The sequence below is a fragment of the Variovorax sp. 10L421 genome (assembly GCF_056395365.1).
The window spans coordinates 17,916-38,020 of record NZ_JBFTJJ010000023.1 but is presented as its reverse complement, the minus strand read 5'-3'; the positions used below and the strand labels follow the sequence as shown (position 1 = coordinate 38,020).

Below are 20,105 nucleotides of genomic sequence, written 5' to 3'. Positions count from 1 at the left end.
ACAGGCGGTTTCGTCCTACTTCGAGAGCATGCGCATGGCCTCTTCAAGGCCGCGCAGGGTCAGGGGGTACATGCGGTTGGACATCAGCTGCTGCATCACCGCGATGCTCTGGCGGTACTGCCACACGCCCTGCGGCTCGGGGTTGATCCACGCGAACTTCGGGAAGGTGTGCGTGAGGCGCTGGATCCACTCGGCGCCGGCCTCCTCGTTGTTGTATTCGACGCTGCCGCCGGGCTGCAGGATCTCGTAGGGGCTCATGGTCGCGTCGCCGACGAAGATGAGCTTGTAGTCCTTGTTGTACTTGCGCAGGATGTCCCAGGTGGCGAACTTCTCGGAGAAGCGGCGCTTGTTGTTCTTCCACATGAAGTCGTACACGCAGTTGTGGAAGTAGAAGAACTCCAGGTGCTTGAACTCGGTCTTCACGGCCGAGAACAGCTCTTCCACGCGCTGGATGTGCTCGTCCATCGTGCCGCCCACGTCCATCAGCAGCAGCACCTTGACGTTGTTGTGGCGCTCCGGCCGCATCTTGATGTCGAGGAAGCCCGCATTGGCCGCGGTGGAGTGGATGGTGTCGTCGAGGTCCAGTTCTTCGTCGTGGCCCTCGCGCGCGAACTTGCGCAGCCGCCGCAGCGCGACCTTGATGTTGCGCGTGCCGAGTTCCTGCGTGTCGTCGTAGTCCTTGTAGGCGCGCTGGTCCCACACCTTCACGGCGCTCTTGTTCTTGCCCGCGCCGCCGATGCGGATGCCCTGCGGGTTGTACCCGCCGTGGCCGAAGGGCGAGGTGCCGCCGGTGCCGATCCACTTGCTGCCGCCCTCGTGGCGTTCCTTCTGCTCCTCGAAGCGCTTCTTGAGCGTTTCCATGAGCTCGTCCCAGCCCATCTTCTCGATCTTGGCTTTTTCTTCGGCGGTGAATTCGCGCTCGAGCGTTTTCTTGAGCCAGTCGAGCGGCACTTCCTTGGTGAAGTCGGTGAGCATCTCCACGCCCTTGAAATAGGCGGCGAAGGCGCGGTCGAACTTGTCGTAGTGCTTCTCGTCCTTCACGAGCGCGGTGCGCGAGAGGTAGTAGAAGTCGTCGATGCCGTAGGCGCCGTCGGAGTTGGGCCCCACCACGTCGGCCTGCAGGGCTTCGAGCAGCGTGAGGTATTCCTTGACCGACACCGGCAGCTTGGCTGAGCGCAGCGTGTAGAAGAAGTCGATGAGCATGGGGCGCTCCTTGTGTGTCAGCCGCGTGGCTTGTCGAGCAGGTACAGCAGCTGGGCCTTCACCTCGGGCCATTCGCCCGCGCGCAGGCTGTACATGACGGTGTCGCGGATGGTGCCGTCGCGGCGCATCGCATGGCCGCGGATCACGCCGTCTTTCTTCGCGCCGAGCCGCTCGATGGCGCGCTGCGAGGCGAAGTTGAAATTGTCGGTGCGCCAGCCCACCACGTTGCAGCCGAGTGCGTCGAAGGCATGCGTGAGCATCAGCAGCTTGCAGGTGGTGTTGACGTGCGTGCGTTGACAGCGCGCGGCGTACCACGTGTAGCCGATCTCCACGCGCTTCACGCCCGGCAGGATGTCATGGAAGCTGGTGGTGCCGAGCACGGTGCCGGTGGCCTCGTCGGTCACGGCGAAGGCGAAGCGGTCGGCGGTCTTGAGCGCGGTCTCGATGTAGGCGCGCGTGTCCTGCGGCTCGGGCACGGAGGTGACGCGCAGCTTCCACAGCTCGCCGTCCGCGGCTGCGGCGCGCAGGCCTTCTTCGTGGGCCAGCGACAACGGCACCAGCGCGATGCCGCGGGCCTTCAGCGTGGCAGGTTCGATGAACGCCATGGCGAAGCCTGTGCAGTTATCTGTTGTTGCGCTGCATGAAGACGAGCTTCTCGAACAAGGTCACGTCCTGTTCGTTCTTGAGCAGCGCGCCCACCAGCGGCGGCACGGCGACCTTGTCGTCCTTGCTCTGCAGCGCTTCGAGTGGAATGTCCTCGGCCACCAGCAGCTTGAGCCAGTCGAGCAGCTCGGAGGTCGAGGGCTTCTTCTTCAGGCCGGGCAGGTTGCGCACGTCGTAGAAGGTCTTCATCGCGGACGTGAGCAGCTCCTGCTTGAGGCCGGGGAAGTGCACGGCGACGATGTGTTTCATCGTCTCGGCATCGGGGAACTTGATGTAGTGGAAGAAGCAGCGGCGCAGGAAGGCGTCGGGCAGTTCCTTCTCGTTGTTCGAGGTGATGAACACCACCGGCCGGTGCTTGGCGCGGATGAGTTCGCGCGTCTCGTAGCAGTAGAACTCCATGCGGTCGATTTCGCGCAGCAGGTCGTTCGGGAATTCGATGTCGGCCTTGTCGATCTCGTCGATCAGCAATGCCACCGGCTGGTCGGCCGTGAAGGCCTGCCAGAGCACGCCCTTGACGATGTAGTTGTTGATGTCGCTCACGCGCTCGCCGCCGTCGAGGTCCTTGAGCTGCGAGTCGCGCAGGCGGCTCACGGCGTCGTATTCATACAGGCCCTGCTGCGCCTTGGTGGTCGACTTGATGTGCCACTGCAGCAGCGGCAGGCCGAGCGACTGGGCCACTTCCTCGGCCAGCATGGTCTTGCCGGTGCCGGGCTCGCCCTTGACGAGCAGCGGACGCTTCAGGGTGATGGCCGCGTTGACCGCGAGCATCAGGTCTTGCGTGGCGACGTAGTTGTCTGAGCCCTGGAATTTCATGAGTGAGGCGGAGGCTGGGGTGGAGAAAAGAACACACTCGACACGCGTTGTGCAGCCTCAGGGTTGGCCTGCACAGGGTTCCGGAGGACCCCTGCATATAATCGAATGTTGATTCGAAAAACTGTACTCTCCACGAGATTGTGCGCGCAAAATGAACAAGTTGTTGACCACGATGTTTGCCCTTGCTGTCGCTTGCGTGACGCTCTCGGCACAGGCCCAGCAAGTCACTGGCAAGGCCCAGGACGGCGCAAAGAAGGTTGCGATGTGCGTGGGCTGCCACGGCATCATCGGCTACCAAGCCAGCTTCCCTGAAATCCACAAGGTGCCAATGATCGCCGGGCAGAGCGCCACCTACATCACGGCAGCGCTCACCGCGTACAAGGGCGGCGACCGCAAGCATCCCACCATGCGCGCCATCGCCGACACGCTCACCGAGCAGGACATCGCCGACGTCGCCGCCTACTACAGCCAGCTGGGCGTGAAGCAGGACGATGCACCGCCGGTCACGCTCGCCAAGACCACGCCCGAGAACATTCAGGCGCTTATCTCTCGCGACAAGGACAACAACTGCACCAAGTGCCACGGCGCCAACTTCAACACGCCGAACGACGGTACCGTGCCCAAGCTGGCCGGCCAGCATGCCGACTACCTGTTCGTTGCGCTCAAGTCCTACCGCGTGAAGAACAACCCGCACCTCGGCCGCTCCAACGCGGTGATGGGCCAGCAGGTCGAACCCAAGAAGTTCACCAACGCCGAACTCAAGACGCTGGCCAGCTACATCAGCTCGCTGCCCGGCGAACTGAAGACGGTGCCCGAGTCGCGCATTCACCACGGCGCCGAATAAGCGCTTCGAAGCCGGCAACAAAAAAACCCGCTGCGAGCGGGTTTTTTTGTGTTCGGGATTTCCCTGAGATCAGACGTCGAAGAACGCCGTCTCGTCCGTGCCCTGCATGCGGATGTCGAAGCGGTACGTCACCGCGCCGCCTTGCTCCACGCGCTCGGCGATCAGCGTGTGGCGGCGCTCGGCGGGCACGCTCTGCAGCACCGCGTCCTTCGCGTTGGCCTCGGCCTCGTCGCTGAAGTACACGCGCGTGAACGCGTGCAGCAGCAGCCCGCGCATCAGCACGATCACGTTGATGTGCGGCGCTTCGCCGGGCGCCTGCGCGCCGGGCTTCACGGTGTAGAACACGAAGCGGTTGCCCTCGGCGGTGCCGGTGCCGACACGGCCGAAAGCGCGAAAGCCCATGGCGCGCGCTTCTTCGGGCGTCTGCGGGTAGCGGCCTTCGCCGTCGGGCTGGCTGATCTCGACCAGCGCGTCGTTGATCGGGTTGCCGTCGCCGTCGATCACGCGGCCCTCGAGGCGAATGCGCTGGCCGGCGGCGGCGTCGAGCGCCAGCACGGCGTCGAAGGGCTGGTCGAAGTCGTAGCCGTACTGCGTGGCGGTGAGGCCGTAGGCGAAGTAGGGGCCCACGGTTTGCGAGGGGGTCTGGCCGTAGTCGGCTTCCTGTGCGGTCATCAGCATGGTGTGTGTCTCCTGGCTCAGCGGTTCTCGAAGGGCGTCTCGTCGGCGCCGCGCAGCACGATGTCGAACTGGTAGCCCAGTGCGTAGCCTTCCTCGGTGATGTCGAGGCTGAAGTCGGCAATGAGGCGGTTGCGGTAGCGCTCGGGCGTGCCGGTGATCATCGGGTCGTACTGCAGCAGCGGGTCGCCGGGGAAGTACATCTGCGTGACCAGGCGGCTCGCAAAGCTCTGGCCGAACAGCGACATGTGGATGTGCTGCGGACGCCAGGCGTTCGGGTGGTTGCCCCAGGGATAGGCGCCGGGCTTGATGGTGAGGAAGCGGTAGCGGCCTTCGCTGTCGGTCAGGCAGCGGCCCGCGCCGAGGAAGTTGGGGTCCAGCGGCGCGTCGTGCTGGTCGACCTTGTGCACGTAGCGGCCGGCGGCGTTGGCCTGCCACAGCTCGACCAGCGTGTTGGCCACCGGGCGGCGTCGCTCGTCGAGCACCTGGCCGGTGAGGATCATGCGTTCGCCCAGCGGCTCGCCGTTGCGGCGCGCGTTGCGCGTGAGGTCGTGGTCGAACTCGCCGATGCTGTCGTGGCCGTACACCGGCTGCTGCAGCTCGCCGAGCGAGGCCTTGAGCGGGATCAGCGGCTTCTGGGGGCCGCGCTTCACGGTGGACTTGTAGCCCGGATAGATGTAGCTGGGATGGGCTTTCCAGTCGCGCGGGGTGAGGGTGGGCTGGGGCCCTTGGGTCTTGGTCGACATGTGCGTTGTCTCCTGCTGTCGTGGGACGAATCGGGAAGCCGCCACTTTAGAAGCGCCATCCGATGATGTAAATTGAAGAATTCTCCGTTCTCAATAACCAACAGGAATTGAAAGACTCCGCCGATCTTCGACAGGATTTCGTGCGCAGCGTGCAGCTGCGGCATCTGCGCTGCCTCGTGGCCGTGGCGCAGGAGCGCCATCTCGCGCGTGCGGCCGAGCGGCTGGCGCTGAGCCAGCCGGCGGTGTCCAAGACCCTGTCCGAGCTGGAGGCGATCGTCGGCACGCGGCTGGTCGAGCGCAGCAAGGCCGGCCGGCGCGGCGTGCAGGGGCTCACGGCGGCCGGCGAGCAACTGCTGGCGCATGCCCTGCGTGTGCTGGAGGCGCTCGACGCCAGCGCGCAGGCGGTGGCGCCAGCGTCGGGCGGGCGCATCGAGCGGCTGCGCATCGGCGCGCTGCCGAGCGTGGCGCCGGCGCTGCTGCCAGTCGCGCTGGCGCGGCTGCGCGACAGCCGGCCATCGGTGCAGATCGTGGTGAAGAGCGCCGCCAACGCCGTGCTGCTCGACGAACTGCGCGCCGGCGAGCTCGACCTGGTGGTCGGCCGCATGAGCGATCCGCGCCTGATGGGCGGCCTGAGCTTCGAGTTGCTGCACACCGAGCCGCTGGTGTTCGCCGTGCGCGCCGGCCACCCGCTCGCATCGAAGGCGGTGTCGGTGCAGGCGGTGCTGGCCTATCCGCTGGTGGTGTACGGCGAGGGCACGATCCCGCGCCACAACACCGAGAGCTTTCTGTCGGCGCGCGGCCTCGTGCTGCCGTCCAATGCATTGCAGACGCTCGACGTGGCGGTGGCGCGCGCGCTGGTGGCGGTGTCCGATGCGGTGTGGATCACGCCGCTGGGTGCCGCGCGCGGCGAGCTGGCGGACGGGCGCCTCGTGCGGCTGCGCATCGAGACCGCCGGCACCGAGGAGCCGGTCGGGCTGCTGCAGCGCAGCGATGCCGAGCCTTCGGCCCTGCGCGGCGCCATGGCCGCGCTGTTGCGCGAGGCAGCCAAGGAGCAGGGGGCGGTCCCCCCAGCGGCCCGGCGCAGGCGCGGCGGTTAGCCGGCTTTCACCAGGAACGCCGCGGAACCGGCTTTGCCGGGCCGCAGGTGTTGCCCCCTGCAAGGGGGGCGAAGCGACACGAAGTGCGCGAAGCCTGGGGGTTAGTCCTTGGTCGCTCGCCGCTGCACGCAGGCGACGTAGCCCTCGCCGTCCGGCGGCCTGCCCGCCCGCTGGCTCTCCCACATCATCTGGCCCAGGCAGTCCATTGCCTCGTGATGCGCATGCAGCAGCGAGCCGCGGCGCGCAGCCAGCAGCTCGACGGCCTGGCGGATGCCGCGCGGCTGGTCGATGGAGCACTGCTCGCTGATCGACAAATGCATCGACAGATGAAGGAACGGGTTTTCGCGCCCGTTCGATCCGTCGTAGACCCGTGCCACCGCCGCGTCGGCATCGGCGAGATCCTCGTGGTACTCGGGATGCTCGTCGATCCAGCCGGCGGCGATGGTCTCGAGCGCTTCCATCGGCAAGCCCTGCCGGTGCTTGGCGTACACGTCGCAGAAGAAGCGGCGCACGTCTTCCTGGGAGGGATTGAACATATCTATAGAAGAGGAAGAAAGAAAAAGAAGGAAGTGGGTCCCGCGCAAGAGCCGGTACGCAAGCCCGGAGCAAGACCTCGGATGTGCCGGACGTTCCGGGTACAGGGGGTTACGTCGTTACGTAACGAATCGCTGAATGACCTTCCTGCGGGCTGTTTCCGAACCCCATCGGCAGGCCGGCTCAAAGAAAAATTTCCATACGAATCAACAAGTTGCGGCGCCTGAAGGCGGTTTGGCAAGGGGCGAGCAAAAAGCGGCACGCTAGTTGCCCCTGAGTAGGCATCTTTTGTCACAGAGGCTGCCATGACCGCTCAACAAGCATCGACGAATTCGACCGAAGGACTTGCCGCCGCAGGCGTTGCTCCCGTGGTCATTGCCCAGGCCACCGTTACTCCGCTAGGCGCTCCTGCCATGGCGAGTTCGGCGGCGCCCGCTGCAGCTGGCCCGTCCAGCATCGGCACATTATCGAATGCCACGCCGGGTGTCGCCGTGATGCGCGACGGTGTCCGCATTCCGGTCGATGGCAATCAGACACTGGTGGCCGGCGACCGCGTGATCGTCCCGCAGGACGGCCACGCCAACGTTCTCTTTCCCGGCTCGGCGACCAACAAGGCCCCGCTGGCCGGCGTGTTCACCGGCGGCACCGATGCCACCATCGGCTCGACCAAGCTGCCGGGCGGCCTCGAACAAGTGAATGTGGACGTCGCTTCGGGCGACCTGCAAGTGACCCCGCCGGACAGCGATGCGGATGCCGCTGCCCTGGCCGTGACCAAGAAGCTCGCTGCCGGCAGCGGCATCGGGCTGGGTGAATTCGCACTCGGTGCCCTGGGCGCCGCCGCACTCGGCGCCGCGCTCGGCGGCGGTGGCGGCGGCAGCGACAGCGCGGTCCCGCTGCTCCTTTCGGGCGTGGGCGACTCCGATGCGGATGCCGACGCCGATGCGGACGCTGATGCGGATGCGGACGGTGATGCCGACGCCGATGCGGATGCTGACGCGGATGCCGATGCCGATGCCGATGCCGATGCGGATGCGGATGCGGATGCTGACGCGGATGCCGACGCAGACGCCGATGCCGATGCCGACGCAGACGCCGATGCAGATGCAGATGCAGATGCAGATGCAGATGCAGACGCCGATGCCGATGCCGATGCGGATGCCGACGCAGACGCAGACGCAGACGCAGACGCAGACGCAGACGGCGATCACCTGCTCGATCCGGGCGACGGCCTCGTCGATGGCGCGGTCGGCGCGGTCGACGGCACCGCTGGCCTGGGCGGCGCGCTCGCTCCCGTGGCCCCGGTGGTCGACGGCACGACCGACGTGGTCGACAGCGTGCTGGCACCGCTGCTCGGCTCCGAGTTCACCCGCAACGATCCCAACGCGCTGGACCCGGTCGACGAGGTCGTCGGCAACATCACCGACCCGCTCGGCAACAGCCTGAGTCCCATCGTGGACACCCTGCTCGGCGAGGGCGTGACCGATGCGCTGATCGGTCATCTGAACGGCCAGGTGGACTACCTGACCGACGGCCTGAACAACCTCCTTTCCAATGAAGGCCCGCTCGGTGGCCTGACCTCCAGCCTGGGCCTCGACAACCTGCTGGCTGACGGCGGCGTGGTCGGCAACACGCTCGACGGCCTGCTCGGCGACAACGGGGTGGTCGGCAACCTGCTGGCAGACGATGGCCTGGTTGGAGGCCTGCTCGGTGAAGGCAGCCTCGTCGGCGACCTGATCGGCCAGGGCAGCGCCCTCGACGGCCTGCTCGGCGGAGTGGTCGGCGACGGCGGCCCCCTGGGTGGCGTGCTCGGCAACGACGGTCTTTCCGGTGGCCTGCTCGGCGGCGTTCTGGGTGAGGATGGCGTGGTCGGAAGCCTGCTCGGCGAAGGCACGCCCCTGGGTGGTTTGCTGGGTCCGGACGGCGCCGTCGGCTCGCTGCTCGGCACGAACGGCACGCTCTCCGACGTGCTGGGCGAAGACGGCCTCGCGGGCGGCCTGCTCGGTACCACCGGCCTGCTCGGCAGCTTGCTTGGCGAAAACGGCGTGTTGGGCGGCGTGCTCGGCGAAGAAGGCCCGTTGGGCGGCGTTCTCGGTGGCGAAGGTGGTCTGCTCGGCGATGTGCTCGGCAACGGCGGCACCCCGGGCACGGGCGCTGGCCTGTTCGACCCGGCCGACGGCATGGCCGGCAACCTGGCCGATGGCCTGAACACCGGCCTGGTGGGCGAGCTTGGTCTCGGGAACACGCTCGGATCGGTGGTCGGCTTCGCGGACGGTCTGACCAACACCGCCGGCGGCCTGCTGGCTCCGGTGCTCGGCAGCAGCTTCTCGGAGAACAACCCCAACGTACTCGACCCGGTCGATGGCGTCGTGGGCGAAGTGGCGGCCAGTGCTGGTGGTCTGCTGAGCCCGCTGACCGATCAACTGCTCGGTGAGGGCACGACGACAGCGCTGCTGAACGGTGTCACGGCGCAGGTCGACTACCTGACCGACGGCGTGGCCCACCTCGTGTCCGGCGACGGCCTGCTCGGCGGCGTGACCGATGGCGGCACAGGCGGCCTGCTCGACGGCGTGCTCGGCAGCGAYGGTCTTCTGGGCGGCGTYCTCGGYGGCGTGACCGATGGCGGCACMGGCGGCCTGCTCGACGGCGTGCTCGGCAGCGATGGYCTTCTGGGCGGCGTCCTCGGCGGCGTGACCGATGGCGGCACMGGCGGCCTGCTCGACGGCGTGCTCGGCARCGACGGTCTTCTGGGCGGCGTCCTCGGCGGCGCGACCGGTGGCGGCACCGGCGGCCTGCTCGATGGTGTGGTCGGCAACGACGGCCTCGTCGGCAGCCTCCTGGGCCAGGACGGCCTGGTGGGCAGCCTGCTCGGCGGCTTGTCGGGTGGCAGCAGCCCGGTGGCAAACATCCTGGAGCCCGTCACCAGCGTGGTGAGCGGCGTGACCGATGCTGCTCCGGTGGCATCGAACCCGACGAGCGCGGTTTCCGACCTGCTCGCCCCGGTGACCGACATCCTGGCCGGTTCGGGGGCCGCTTCCCCGGCCGGCGACCTGGTGGGCAGCGTCACGCACGCGGTCACTCCGCTGGTGACCGACGTCGTGACCCCGATCACCAGCCTGGTCGATCACAGCCCGACCGGCACCGCCTTGTCGCCCGTGACGAACGTGCTGCACGGCCTGCTGGGCTGAACGGCAACAAGAACGCAGAAGGAGCAGTGGGGGAGCGCAGCACCAGGGACAGGCCGCCACCGGCCTGTCCCCCGAAAGGATCGATATGAAGAAGAATTTCCAGACACTGGCCATCGTCGCCCTCGGCGCAGTCCTCGTGGGCTGCGCGGCCCCGAAGACGGGCCGCGACGACGCGACCTACTACTACTCGAACAAGGGCGCGGCCGCCCCGGTGGCGAAGGTGGAGCCGCCCCCTCCGCCGCCGGTGCAGAACGGACCGGCCGGCGTGGCGAAGATCGTCTATTTCGACTTCGACAGGTACAACATCCGGCCCGGCGACCGCAACGTCGTCGAGGCACATGCGGGCTTCATGCGCAACCGGCCGGCGAGCCGGATCGTGATCGAAGGCCACACCGACCAGCGCGGCGGGCGCGAATACAACCTCGCGCTCGGACAGCGCCGCGCCGACTCCGTGCAGCGCACGCTCACGCAACTGGGCGTGCCCGCCGAGCGCATCGAGGCCATCAGCTGGGGCGTGGAGAAACCCGCGTCCACCGAAACCACCGAGGAGGGCTATCAGCTCAATCGCCGAGCCGAATTCAGCTACCGCTGAAGCCGGATCACCGCGATGACTTCGACGGCAGTTCCCGGTCTGCGCACACGCCATCGAAGCGAGAGCAGATGACGGGCGCGGCCGGTCTCCCGCATTGGATCGGGGCCGAATGATGTCCTTCACAGACCAGCTCCACGCCTGCCACGAACGCCTGGCTTCGCTGTGCGCGGCGCTGCCGGCCCCCTATCCGGCGTTCACGCTGTTCTTCTCCGTGAGCGATGGCGCGCAGCGCGCACACGTCGTGCACGCGCGGGCCACCGAATTCGAAACCGCCTGGCGCGAAGGCGCCGGGCGCGTCGAGCGCTGGGTGCGCGAGCGCGGCGTCGTGTCGCCGTGGCTGCGCATCGACTGGGTCGAGGGCGCGAGCCCGATGGAGTGGGTGCAGTTCAAGACGCAGCTCACCGCCGTCAAGCGCAACTACTTCCGCCTCGGCCTGGCCTTCGACCAGGACTTCGCGCTCGCCTTCACCGAGCAGGAGCTCAATGCCAACGCCATGCTGTGCGGCGACTCGACCATTGCGCATTCGGTGGTGAACCCGCGCAACTTCGAGGTCTACGGCCAGGAGCGCTTCCAGTGTTCGCCGCCGCTGGACAGCATGCCCTCGGAGCAGCCGGTCTACCTGCTGGCGACGGTGGGTGTGTTCTGCCAGCCCGATGGCGTGGTGCACAAGCTCGTGGGTACGGGGCTCGATGCGGGCCGCCGGCAGCTGCCGGCGCTGAACCCGCAGTCGGTGCTCGACCTCGTGCGCAGCGGCTCTTCGTATCTCGCGCGCCAGGTGCAGAGCGACGGCCTCTTCGTGTACGGCTATTTCCCATGCTTCGATCGCCGCATCCCGACCTACGACGCGGCGCGCCATGCGAGCGCGCTCCACGCCATGCTCGAGGCGTGGGAGCTCACGCGCGACGAAACGCTGCGCGCGGCCATCGACCGCTCGCTCGACCATCTCACGGCCTCGCTGATCCGCGACTACACGCTGGCGGATGGGCGCGCGGTGGCGTTCCTGGTCGACACCGGCGGCGAGATCAAGCTCGGCGGCAATGCGGCCTGCGTGCTCGCGCTGGTGAAATACTGCGAGCTGATGGACACGCGCCACTGGCTGCCGCTGCTGGAAAAGCTCGCGCTCGGCATCGTGTCGCTGCAAGATGCGGCCACCGGCCGCTTCAACCACGTGCTGCACGCGGCCGACCTCACGCTCAAACAGGCCTCGCGCATCGTCTGCTACGACGGCGAGGCGGCCTACGGCCTCATGCGCCTGTACGGCCTCACACGCGAGCCGCAATGGCTGGCCGCGGTCGAGAAGGCCTTCGACCATTTCATTGCCAGCCAGCATTGGCAGGTGCATGACCACTGGCTCAGCCGCTGCGTCCACGAACTCACGCACTGGAGCCCGCAGGAGAAGTACTTCCGCTTCGGCCTGCAGAACGTGGCGGGGTATCTCGACTTCGTGCTCGACCGGAAGACCACCTTCCCGACGCTGCTCGAGCTCATGCTGGCCGCGCAGCAGATGCTCCAGCGGCTCGAAGGCATGCCCGCGATGCGGCACCTGCTCGACGAGCTCGACACCGAGAAGTTCTATCGCGCGCTCGACTACCGCGCGCACTACCTGCTCAATGGCTTCTTCTGGCCCGAGATGGCGATGTACCTTCGCCGTCCGTCGAGCATCGTCGGCTCGTTCTTCATCCGCCATCACTCGTTTCGCGTGCGCATCGACGACGTGGAGCGTTACCTGTCGGGCTTCGCCGCCTACCACCGCTACCTGGTGGAGCGGCGCACCTTGCCCGGTACGGGCGGCACGAGCGGCGGCGGGAGTGCCGGCGTGCGCGACGACGGCGCCGCCTGGACCGCGAGCGAGATGGCGCACGTCACCGGCGGCGAATGGGTCGTCAAGCCCGAGGACGGCTGGCGCGCCACCGGCGTGGCGCAGCGCTCGTTCATGCGCAAGGGCCGCGTGGTGTTCGACCACCAGGCGCGGCCGTCGAAGACGCCGCTGGCCGCCGTCACGCTCAAGGGCGTGCTGCAGCCGGCCGCCGCCGTGCTGTGCACCGACCCCAAGCCGCACCTCGACAAGCGCGTGCCCGTGCTCAAGGTGCCGAACGTGCTGCAGGCCGTGCTGGAGCTGGGCGACCATGCGCGCGCCGAGTTCACCGGCCGCGTGTGCGGCGTGCTCGGAAGCGGCGCGGCGAACGGCGTCGCCAGTGGCACCGTGGCCGCCATGCTGGCCGGCGCGCTCACCGTGTGGGGCGAGGTCGGCCAGCCCGAGGGCAACGTCAGCCTGCCATCGGGCATCGCCTGGAACATGACCTGCATGCCACGGCACGCCGCCTACTGGGTGCTGGAGGTGGGTACCTCGCACATGCCGGCCTCGGCGCAGCTGGTGCGGCCTTCGCTGCTGGTGGTGACGGGGCTCTCGGCTGCGTCGCAGAAGCACCGCGGCCCGACCGAAGCCGCCGCGCGGCTCGACAGCCGGATCCTGCAGGCCATGGCGCCGGGCGGCAGCGTGGTGCTCAACCGCGACATGCCCGAGTTCGCGACCTTCGCCGAAGCGGCAACGGCGCGGCAGCTGCAGATCGTCACCTGCGGCGAGCACAAGGACGCCGACGTGCGCCTGCTCGCCTTCGACCATGGCGAGGTGCAGGCGCTGGTGGCGGGCGAGCCCTTCCAGCTGCGGCTCAATGCACCGGGGCGCCACATGGGCGCAAGCGCCATCGCCGCGCTTGCGGCCCTGCAGGCCATGCGCCTGCCGCTGGCCGCGGCGGTCGAGCCCTTCGCGCATTTCGAGCCGCCGGGCGGCCGCGGTGCGCTGCACACCATTCACATCGGCGGCGGCAGCTTCAAGCTGATCGACGAGACCTACGACGCCAACCCGAGCTCCATGCGCGCGGCACTCGAGATGCTGTCGCAGGCCCCCTGCGAGCCGGCGCGGCGCGTGGCGATCCTCGGCGACATGCAGGAGCTCGGCCCCGCCGCGCAACGCCATCACCTCGACCTCGAGGCCGAGCTGCTGGCCTCGCAGCCCGACCGCGTGCTGCTGTGCGGCCCGCTGATGCGGGCACTGCACGCGCGCATTCGTACAAAGGTTCGCTCGCACTGGTTCGTCGATGTGTCCGACCTGTCGACCGCGCTCGGCGGGCTGCTGCAGCCCGGCGACTGGGTGCTGGCGAAGAGTTCCGCAGGCGTAGGCCTGTCCCGGTTGGCCCGGGTTTTGAAAGCACTGCCATGAGCACGAGATGGGATGTACTTCCGCAATCGCCCTTCGACCATGAGGCGCCGCCGCGGCGGCGGCCGCCGATGCGCCGTTGGTGGCTGGGCTGGGCGCAGCTGCTGTGCGCCTGGGTGCTCTGCATGCTGCTGTGCGCCAACATCGCACTGGTGCTGGCCGGAGCGTGAATTTTTGCCTTGTAACAGTGAGGTAACAGTTGATAATGGCTCAGGCGTCATTGCACGACGGATCGGCTTTTTCCCATGATCAAGTTTCTCTTGCCCAGCCAGCTGGTTGCCGAAACGCCGGACGAGCCGGGTGCCAGTCCTTATGCCGGGGCACTGAACGCCGCGTTCCGCGCGGCCTACCCGCTCGTGAAGAGCGCGGCATGGCGTTCGCTTCCCATCAGCCTGTTCGGGCTGCTGCCCTCCATCTTCCTGCTGCAGGTGTATGACCGCGTGCTGTCGCGCAGCGGCTTCTCGACGCTCGCTGCGCTGGTGAGCGGCATCCTGTTCTTCCTGTGCATCGAGTTCTGGCTGCGCACACGCCGTTCGCGCCTGTTGCGCAACGCGGGCGCCATCATCGACCACGGCGTTTCCGGTGCCCTGCTGCAATCGATGCTGGCCCGGCCGCTGCGCGCGCTCGAGGCACGTCCCGCCTCGGTGTGGCAGCAATACTTTCGCGACGTGGGCTCGGTGCGCGGCACCGTCACCGGCGGCCTCGCGCAATCGATCTTCGACCTGCCGATGGCGATCTTCGCGCTCGCCGTGATCGGCATCGTCGCCTTGCCGGTGCTGCCCGTGGTGGCGGCGTTTCTCGCCATCATGTCGTTCCTGGCCTGGTGGTGGGCCGACGAGGTCCGCGCCGGCCGCGTGGAAGAAGTGCAGCGCGGCCGCGGCCTCGACCGCATGACCGCCGAGATCTGCCATGCGCGCGAAACGCTGAAGACGCAGGCCAACGACGGCCCCATCAGCGACATGTGGCGCCAGACCTACAACGCCTGGCTCACCGAGAGCTTCAGCAAGAACGGCCAGATCGAGACCGCGCGCGACGGCACCACCGTGCTGCTCACGGTGTTCTCGGTCATCGTGGTGACCGTGGGCGCCGTCTCGGTGATGGAGCAGTGGATGACGGTGGGCGGCCTCGTCGCCTCGAACATGCTGGCGCTCAAGGCGCTGCAGCCGGTGGCCGGGCTGGTGTCGAACTGGCGTTCGCTGGCCACCGCCAAGGAAGCCGCCAAGCGGCTCGAGAGCGTGCTGTGCGAACCGGTCGAGAAACCGCCCACGGGCATGACCCTGCCGCAGCCGCTCGGCCGCATCACCCTGAAGGACGTGAGCTTCAGCTTCACCGACACCGCGCAGCAGCCGGTGCTGGAAAACGTCGACCTCGACATCGGCCCGGGCGGGCTGCACGTGATCGTCGGGCGCAACGGCGCGGGCAAGTCGACCATGGTGAAGCTGCTGTCGGGCCTGTACACGCCCACGCGCGGCATCGTCAGCATCGGCGAGTACGACCTCTCGCAGTTCGGCCGCGAAGAGCTGTCGCGCTGGATCAGCTACCTCTCGCAGGAGGTCTACTGGTTCGGCGGCTCGCTGATCGACGTGATGCGCCGCACGGCGCCCGGCCAGAGCGACGAGCAGATCGTCGCGGCCTGCAAGCTCTCGGGCGCGCACGACTTCATCTCGCGGCTGCCTGACGGCTACCGCACCATGATCGGCGAAGGCGGCACCGGCGTGTCGGTGGGCGAGCGGCGCAAGCTCGCGCTGGCCATGAGCTTCCTGCGCAAACCTTCGGTGCTGGTGCTCGACGAGCCCAGCAACGACCTCGACTTTCAGAGCGAGCGCAACCTGCTCGCCACGCTGCTCGCGGTGGCCAAGGTGCGCACCGTGGTGGTGGTCACGCATTCGCTGCGCATCGTCTCCGCCGCCAACGTGGTCTATCACGTCACGGGGCAGGGCAACGTGGAGCAGGGCGCGGCGGCGGTGATGGTGCCGAAGCTGTTCGGCGTGAAGAAGCCGCTGGTGGCGCTGGGCGATGCGGAAGACGGCGCGGGCGCCGCTGCCTCTCGTTCGATGGCGTGACGAAGAACGAACGAAGAGCGAATGACGAGTGATCGGGGACGCGACTTGAAATCAGATTTGCCGCAGATTCTTCAGGACGAGAACGACAGGCGCGCGGCCCAGGCCTCGCCGCAGGGGCGGCGGCGGCAATGGATCATCGGCGGCGCAATCGGCGTGCTGGCGCTGGTCGGCCTCGGTTTTCCGATGGAAACCGTGGTTGTCGCACCCGGTCGCGTGATCCCCTCGGACCGCGTCAAGTCGATCCAGCATCTGGAAGGCGGCATCGTCAGCAACGTGCTGGTGAAGGAAGGCGAGAAGGTCAAGCAGGGCCAGTCGCTGGTCGAGATCGATCTTGGCGGCAGCGGCCTCAACTTCGAGGAGCTCTCGGCCCGCTACGCGGCCACGCAGGCCACGCGCGTGCGGCTCATGGCCGAGAGCCGCGGCCAGCCGCTCAAGCGTGAATCCTTCGCCGCCGACATCGACGAAAGCGTGTTCGAAGGCGAGACCGGCGCCTACCAGGCGCGCGCGCTCGAACAGCGCGGTGTCATGGCCGGCGCCGTGTCGGGCCTGGAGCAGGCGCGCAGCAAGCAGCTGGAGCAGCAGGCCAAGGTCAAGGGCCTGAGCGACCGGCTGGCGCTGATGCAGAAGGAGCTCGAAATCTCCGAGCAGCTGTTCAGCGAGAAACTGGTCGGCCAGGTCGAGGTGCTGGAGAAGCGCCGGCAGGCCGAAGGCGTGCGCAGCGAACTCGCCGTGGCGCGCCAGGGCGTGATCTCCGCCAACGCGTCCATCACCGAGGCACAGGCCAAGATGGCCGAGGCCGAAGGGCGCTTTCGCCGGCGCGCGTCGGACGAACTGGCCACGGTGGAGCGACAGTTCGCGAGCCTGAGCGAAGACCTGGCGCGCGCGCGCACCCAGCGCTCGCGCACCGTGGTGAAGGCACCGTCGGACGGCATCGTCAAGGGCCTGCGCAACTCCAGCCCCGGCTGGGTCGTGAAGCCCGGCGAATCCATCCTCGAGGTGGTGCCCGACGAGGACGAGATCATGGTCGAGGCGCGGCTCAACCCCAACGACCGCGGCTTCATCGAAGTGGGCCAGCCGGCGCGCGTGAAGATCACCGCCTACGACTACCTGCGCTACGGTGCCGTCGACGGCAAGGTCAAGCTGGTGGCGGCCGACGCCGACCGCGACCCCGCCATCGCCAGCGGCGCGCCGTACTACCGGCTGCTCATCAGCATGTCGCAGTCCCATGTGGGCCGCGACGAGAACCGCATCACGTCCGGCATGGAGTCCGAAGTGGACTTGCGTGTGGGCACCGATCCGTTCATCTGGTACATCCTGCGACCTGTGCTCAAGCTGCGGCGCGAAGCCTTCCGCGAACCATGAAGTACCGCCAACCGGCCGACCGACGCCGCATGGGCGCCGGCGTTGTCTGCGCAGCGCTGTGCGCGAGCTTCGTCCTGCCGCCCGTCGCCTTCGCGCAGGAGCAGCAGGAGGCGGGTGCCCGGCTGTTGCTCGCGCGCCGGCTGTCCCCGCCCTCGCTCGGCGCCGCGAGCTACACCCAGCAGGTCAAGCAGGCCCTGGTCGCGCTGTCGCAGGACTACCCCGAAGTGCAGACCGCGCAGGCCGCGGCCAACACCAGCAGCTACGGCGTGGACGCGGCCAGGCAGGCGCGCTACCCGCGCTTCAAGTTCGGCACCTCGTCCGGCAACTACAACAGCGGCGCGGCCAATGCCAAGACGCAGAGCTACACCGTGCTCACCGCCGAGGCGCGCGTGAGCCTCCTCGACGGCGGCGCAATGAGCGCGGCGCAGCGCGCCGCCGAAGCGGCCAACCAGGCAGACGACGAGGCCGTCGTCACCACCTCGCAGAAGGTGGTGCTGGATGCGCTCACCGCCTACCTGCAGGTGCAGCGCTTCGACCTGAAGAAGCAGATCGCGCACAAGGCCACCGAGGTGGTGGCCGAAATCTCCAAGGCCGAAGCCCGCCGCGTGGCATTGGGCGTAAGCGGCGACAACGACCTCAACATGGCGGCCTCGCGGCGCGCGCTGGTGGCCGCGCGCGAGTCCGACTTCGAGGCGCAGCGCGACGAGGCCCTTGCCAAGTTCCGCAACTACTTCAAGTTCTCGCCCAATGCCGAGTCGCTGCCCGTGCTCGCGGCGCCGGCGCAGTGGCGCATCTCCTCGCAGGAAGAGGCGCTGCGCCGCGCCGAGTCGCGCAGCACCGAGATCGCCGAGGCGCAGGGCCGCATCGACCGCGCCAAGGCGCTGGCCGACCAGCAGGACGCGAGCCTCTACCCCTCGCTCGACGCCGTGCTCGTGAAAAGCAAGGACCCGCGCGGCGTCTCGCCGCAGGACCCGACGCGCGCCGCCTTCGAACTCAACTGGAACTTCGGCAACGGCTTCGACCGGCAGCTGCGCCTGAAGTCGGCGCTGGCCGAAGTCGCCAACCAGGAAGCCAAGCTCGAAAGCGTGAAGCTCAACCTGTTCGAGCTCACATCGGCATCGTGGGCGCGCACCGTGTCGGGCCGCGAGCGCGAGCGCCAGCTGATGGAAGCCGTGAGCACGGCCGGCCAGGCCTTCCGCGGCCGCCGCCGCCTCATGGAGTTCGGCCGCGAGACCCTGCCCAAGGTGCTCGACGCGCAGCTCGACTACTACACCCTGCTGTTCGACTACATCGATGGCGTGTTCGACCTGCGCATCTCCGAGCTGCGCCTGGCGCGCACCACCGGCGAACTGCGCATCGACCCGGCCGGCCCCAACGGCTGGATCGACCGCCTCTTCGGCGCGCCGAGGCGGCAGGTGCTGACGGAAGACGGCCTGCTGGGTGCGCTGTGCATCTCGAGCAACACGACTTGCGCGGCCGAGCCCACGGTCGACCGCTCGCCCGGCACGTCGTTCGCAAACCCACCGCTGCGCAGGACCACAAGGCTCGGCACCAACTGATCCGCGAGGCAAGCGAAGCGAAGCCCCTTCGTGAAACACCGAGGAACCGGCTTTGCCGGGCCTCAGGTGTTGCCCCCGGCAGGGGGAAGGAGAAGCGACACGAAGTGCGCGAAGCCTGGGGGCGAGCCTATCCAGTTTCGGGGATGCCTGGCTCGCCGTCCAGAATCTGGTACTTGCGCATCTTCTCCCACAGCACCTTGCGGCTGATGCCCAGATGCTGCGCGGTGTCCTGGCGTTTCCAGTCGTTGATCTCCAGCGCCGCGATGATGCGGTTGCGCTCGCTGCTGTTCCAGCCCTTGCGGTCGCTGCTGCCATCGAGCGAGCCGTTGCCGTTGCCCATGCCGTTGCGCTCGCTCGGGGTCGCCGGTGCCGGCGTGCCGCGCGTGAGCGCAATCGCGCGCTGGATCAGGTTCTGGTCCCAGCCGTGCAGCTGCCGCGCGATCACGCCCACGCGCTCCGCGAGGTTGCGCAGCTGCCGCACGTTGCCTGGAAAGTAGGTCTCGGCCACCGCATCGCTGAGCCAATGCGGCGTTTCGCCGAGCGCTTCGAGCTCGTCGCCGAGCACGTTGCCCAGCAGCGCCTTGAAGATCGCGATCTTGTCGACCTCGCCGCGCTCCTCGAGGCTGGGCACGTGCAACTCGATCACCGCGAGCCGGTAGAACAGGTCGGCGCGAAACTCGCCGCTCGCCACCATCTCGCGCAGGTTGCGGTTGGTGGCCGCCACCAGCCGGAAGTCGACCCGCACCGGTGCCGTCGCGCCCAGGCGCGTGACCGCGCTGTCTTCCAGCACGCGCAGCAGCTTCACCTGCTGGTAGCGCGGCAGGTCGCCGATCTCGTCGAGAAACAGCGTGCCGCCCGTGGCCTGCTCGAAGTAGCCGCGGTGGGCGTGGACCGCGCCCGTGAACGAGCCCTTGGTGTGGCCGAAGAACAGCGACTCGAAAAGCCCGTCGGGAATCGCGCCGCAGTTCACCGCCACGAACGCGCCCTTGCTGTAGTGCTGATGCCCGAGGTGCAGTTGCTGCGCGATGCGCTCCTTGCCCACACCCGTTTCGCCGCGCACCAGCACGCTGTGGTTGCAGTCGGCAAAGGCGCCCACCTCGGCCAGCAGCGCCTTCATCGCCTCCGAGTGCGCAACAAGAACGTCGGGCGCCTGCGGCGCCACTTCGCGCGCGCGCAGCTGCCGCACCAGCTTCGCGACCATCGTGCGCAGCTCGGCGCAGGTGAAGTCGTAGGGCAGCACGTGCAGGTACTCGGGCGGATAGGTGCGCGAGTCGCGCTCGCGTGACCCCGCCGCGACCCAGATCACCGGCATGCCCTGCAGCAGCTCGGTCGCATGCGCCAGCCCGCCGCTGTCGATGACGGTGACGCTGATGATCGCCACCGACGGTCGCAGCGCCGTGCCGCGGTCCTGCGGCGGAGGCGGCATGCCGTCGGCCCTGACAACCTCCACGTCGAAGCTCGCCATGCACCGCGCGATGCGGTCGAGGATGTCGGCTTTGCCTTCCCAGACAAAGAGGTCGAGTTCGTCGAAGTTGGGGGAACTCATGAGAAC

16 protein-coding genes are annotated in these 20,105 nt (G+C 68.0%); 9 read left to right on the top strand and 7 right to left on the bottom strand.

Annotation, left to right across the window (positions count from 1 at the left end):
• Positions 1-15: 15 nt before the first annotated feature.
• The 3 genes from AC1DFC_RS23595 to AC1DFC_RS23585 are packed head-to-tail and all read right to left on the bottom strand — an operon-like array spanning position 16 to position 2,679.
• Complete coding sequence (locus AC1DFC_RS23595; RefSeq protein WP_007835011.1) at positions 16-1,203, bottom strand: vWA domain-containing protein; 1,188 nt, start codon at positions 1,201-1,203, stop codon at positions 16-18.
• Positions 1,204-1,220: 17 nt separating this feature from the next.
• Positions 1,221-1,808 carry a GNAT family N-acetyltransferase gene (locus tag AC1DFC_RS23590; RefSeq protein ID WP_007835010.1) on the bottom strand — a complete coding sequence of 196 codons (588 nt, stop codon included), beginning with the start codon at positions 1,806-1,808 and terminating at the stop codon, positions 1,221-1,223.
• Between the two features lie 16 nt (positions 1,809-1,824).
• Positions 1,825-2,679 carry an AAA family ATPase gene (locus AC1DFC_RS23585; RefSeq protein WP_007835007.1) on the bottom strand — a complete coding sequence of 285 codons (855 nt, stop codon included), beginning with the start codon at positions 2,677-2,679 and terminating at the stop codon, positions 1,825-1,827.
• Positions 2,680-2,830: 151 nt separating this feature from the next.
• On the opposite strand from AC1DFC_RS23585, the gene AC1DFC_RS23580 reads away from it, so the two are divergent.
• Positions 2,831-3,523 (top strand): c-type cytochrome, encoded by a 693-nt coding sequence (locus tag AC1DFC_RS23580; RefSeq protein WP_413334411.1) that lies wholly within the window; start codon positions 2,831-2,833, stop codon positions 3,521-3,523.
• Between the two features lie 69 nt (positions 3,524-3,592).
• Here the strand turns inward: AC1DFC_RS23580 and pcaG are convergent, their stop codons facing one another.
• The gene (gene pcaG / locus AC1DFC_RS23575; RefSeq protein WP_478180080.1) at positions 3,593-4,201 is read right to left on the bottom strand and encodes a protocatechuate 3,4-dioxygenase subunit alpha; all 609 of its coding nucleotides are present in this window, start codon (positions 4,199-4,201) and stop codon (positions 3,593-3,595) included.
• 17 nt (positions 4,202-4,218) lie between these two features.
• A complete protein-coding gene (gene pcaH, locus AC1DFC_RS23570) occupies positions 4,219-4,944 on the bottom strand; it encodes a protocatechuate 3,4-dioxygenase subunit beta (RefSeq protein ID WP_007835001.1) in 726 nt (241 codons plus the stop codon).
• A gap of 107 nt (positions 4,945-5,051) precedes the next feature.
• Between pcaH and AC1DFC_RS23565 the strand changes: the two genes are divergently transcribed.
• Positions 5,052-6,041 carry a LysR substrate-binding domain-containing protein gene (locus tag AC1DFC_RS23565; protein ID WP_042673628.1) on the top strand — a complete coding sequence of 330 codons (990 nt, stop codon included), beginning with the start codon at positions 5,052-5,054 and terminating at the stop codon, positions 6,039-6,041.
• Between the two features lie 101 nt (positions 6,042-6,142).
• Here AC1DFC_RS23565 and AC1DFC_RS23560 read toward each other — a convergent pair whose 3' ends face one another.
• Positions 6,143-6,577: a DUF1841 family protein gene (locus AC1DFC_RS23560; RefSeq protein ID WP_007838777.1), complete on the bottom strand. Its 435-nt coding sequence runs from the start codon at positions 6,575-6,577 to the stop codon at positions 6,143-6,145.
• A 303-nt stretch (positions 6,578-6,880) separates the two neighbouring features.
• On the opposite strand from AC1DFC_RS23560, the gene AC1DFC_RS23555 reads away from it, so the two are divergent.
• From AC1DFC_RS23555 to AC1DFC_RS23525, 7 genes are all read left to right on the top strand, one after another.
• Positions 6,881-9,760 (top strand): hypothetical protein, encoded by a 2,880-nt coding sequence (locus AC1DFC_RS23555; protein WP_478180079.1) that lies wholly within the window; start codon positions 6,881-6,883, stop codon positions 9,758-9,760.
• An 85-nt stretch (positions 9,761-9,845) separates the two neighbouring features.
• Positions 9,846-10,352 (top strand): OmpA family protein, encoded by a 507-nt coding sequence (locus tag AC1DFC_RS23550; RefSeq protein WP_007838288.1) that lies wholly within the window; start codon positions 9,846-9,848, stop codon positions 10,350-10,352.
• A 109-nt stretch (positions 10,353-10,461) separates the two neighbouring features.
• Positions 10,462-13,572 (top strand): glutamate ligase domain-containing protein, encoded by a 3,111-nt coding sequence (locus AC1DFC_RS23545; RefSeq protein WP_478180078.1) that lies wholly within the window; start codon positions 10,462-10,464, stop codon positions 13,570-13,572.
• Entirely contained in the window at positions 13,569-13,739 is a 171-nt protein-coding gene (locus AC1DFC_RS23540; protein ID WP_007838293.1) for a hypothetical protein, read from the top strand. Before AC1DFC_RS23545 ends, AC1DFC_RS23540 begins: the two co-directional genes overlap by 4 nt.
• A 75-nt stretch (positions 13,740-13,814) precedes the next feature.
• Positions 13,815-15,632, top strand: a complete 1,818-nt coding sequence (locus AC1DFC_RS23535) for a peptidase domain-containing ABC transporter (protein ID WP_056595321.1) — start codon at positions 13,815-13,817, stop codon at positions 15,630-15,632.
• A 45-nt stretch (positions 15,633-15,677) separates the two neighbouring features.
• The gene (locus AC1DFC_RS23530) at positions 15,678-16,994 is read left to right on the top strand and encodes an HlyD family type I secretion periplasmic adaptor subunit (RefSeq protein ID WP_413335643.1); all 1,317 of its coding nucleotides are present in this window, start codon (positions 15,678-15,680) and stop codon (positions 16,992-16,994) included.
• Positions 16,991-18,553: a TolC family protein gene (locus AC1DFC_RS23525; protein ID WP_007838300.1), complete on the top strand. Its 1,563-nt coding sequence runs from the start codon at positions 16,991-16,993 to the stop codon at positions 18,551-18,553. Before AC1DFC_RS23530 ends, AC1DFC_RS23525 begins: the two co-directional genes overlap by 4 nt.
• Positions 18,554-18,680: 127 nt before the next feature.
• Here AC1DFC_RS23525 and AC1DFC_RS23520 read toward each other — a convergent pair whose 3' ends face one another.
• Positions 18,681-20,099, bottom strand: coding sequence for a sigma 54-interacting transcriptional regulator (locus AC1DFC_RS23520; RefSeq protein WP_478180077.1), 1,419 nt, complete (start codon positions 20,097-20,099; stop codon positions 18,681-18,683).
• Between the last annotated feature and the right edge of the window lie 6 nt (positions 20,100-20,105).

What these genes read in the sequence shown, in the direction of transcription:
- AC1DFC_RS23595 (WP_007835011.1), bottom strand. Translation starts at nt 1,203, where the DNA reads ATGCTCATCGACTTCTTCTACACGCTGCGCTCAGCCAAGCTGCCGGTG.
- AC1DFC_RS23590 (WP_007835010.1), bottom strand. Translation starts at nt 1,808, where the DNA reads ATGGCGTTCATCGAACCTGCCACGCTGAAGGCCCGCGGCATCGCGCTG.
- AC1DFC_RS23585 (WP_007835007.1), bottom strand. Translation starts at nt 2,679, where the DNA reads ATGAAATTCCAGGGCTCAGACAACTACGTCGCCACGCAAGACCTGATG.
- AC1DFC_RS23580 (WP_413334411.1), top strand. Translation starts at nt 2,831, where the DNA reads ATGAACAAGTTGTTGACCACGATGTTTGCCCTTGCTGTCGCTTGCGTG.
- pcaG (WP_478180080.1), bottom strand. Translation starts at nt 4,201, where the DNA reads ATGCTGATGACCGCACAGGAAGCCGACTACGGCCAGACCCCCTCGCAA.
- pcaH (WP_007835001.1), bottom strand. Translation starts at nt 4,944, where the DNA reads ATGTCGACCAAGACCCAAGGGCCCCAGCCCACCCTCACCCCGCGCGAC.
- AC1DFC_RS23560 (WP_007838777.1), bottom strand. Translation starts at nt 6,577, where the DNA reads ATGTTCAATCCCTCCCAGGAAGACGTGCGCCGCTTCTTCTGCGACGTG.
- AC1DFC_RS23550 (WP_007838288.1), top strand. Translation starts at nt 9,846, where the DNA reads ATGAAGAAGAATTTCCAGACACTGGCCATCGTCGCCCTCGGCGCAGTC.
- AC1DFC_RS23545 (WP_478180078.1), top strand. Translation starts at nt 10,462, where the DNA reads ATGATGTCCTTCACAGACCAGCTCCACGCCTGCCACGAACGCCTGGCT.
- AC1DFC_RS23540 (WP_007838293.1), top strand. Translation starts at nt 13,569, where the DNA reads ATGAGCACGAGATGGGATGTACTTCCGCAATCGCCCTTCGACCATGAG.
- AC1DFC_RS23535 (WP_056595321.1), top strand. Translation starts at nt 13,815, where the DNA reads ATGATCAAGTTTCTCTTGCCCAGCCAGCTGGTTGCCGAAACGCCGGAC.
- AC1DFC_RS23525 (WP_007838300.1), top strand. Translation starts at nt 16,991, where the DNA reads ATGAAGTACCGCCAACCGGCCGACCGACGCCGCATGGGCGCCGGCGTT.
- AC1DFC_RS23520 (WP_478180077.1), bottom strand. Translation starts at nt 20,099, where the DNA reads ATGAGTTCCCCCAACTTCGACGAACTCGACCTCTTTGTCTGGGAAGGC.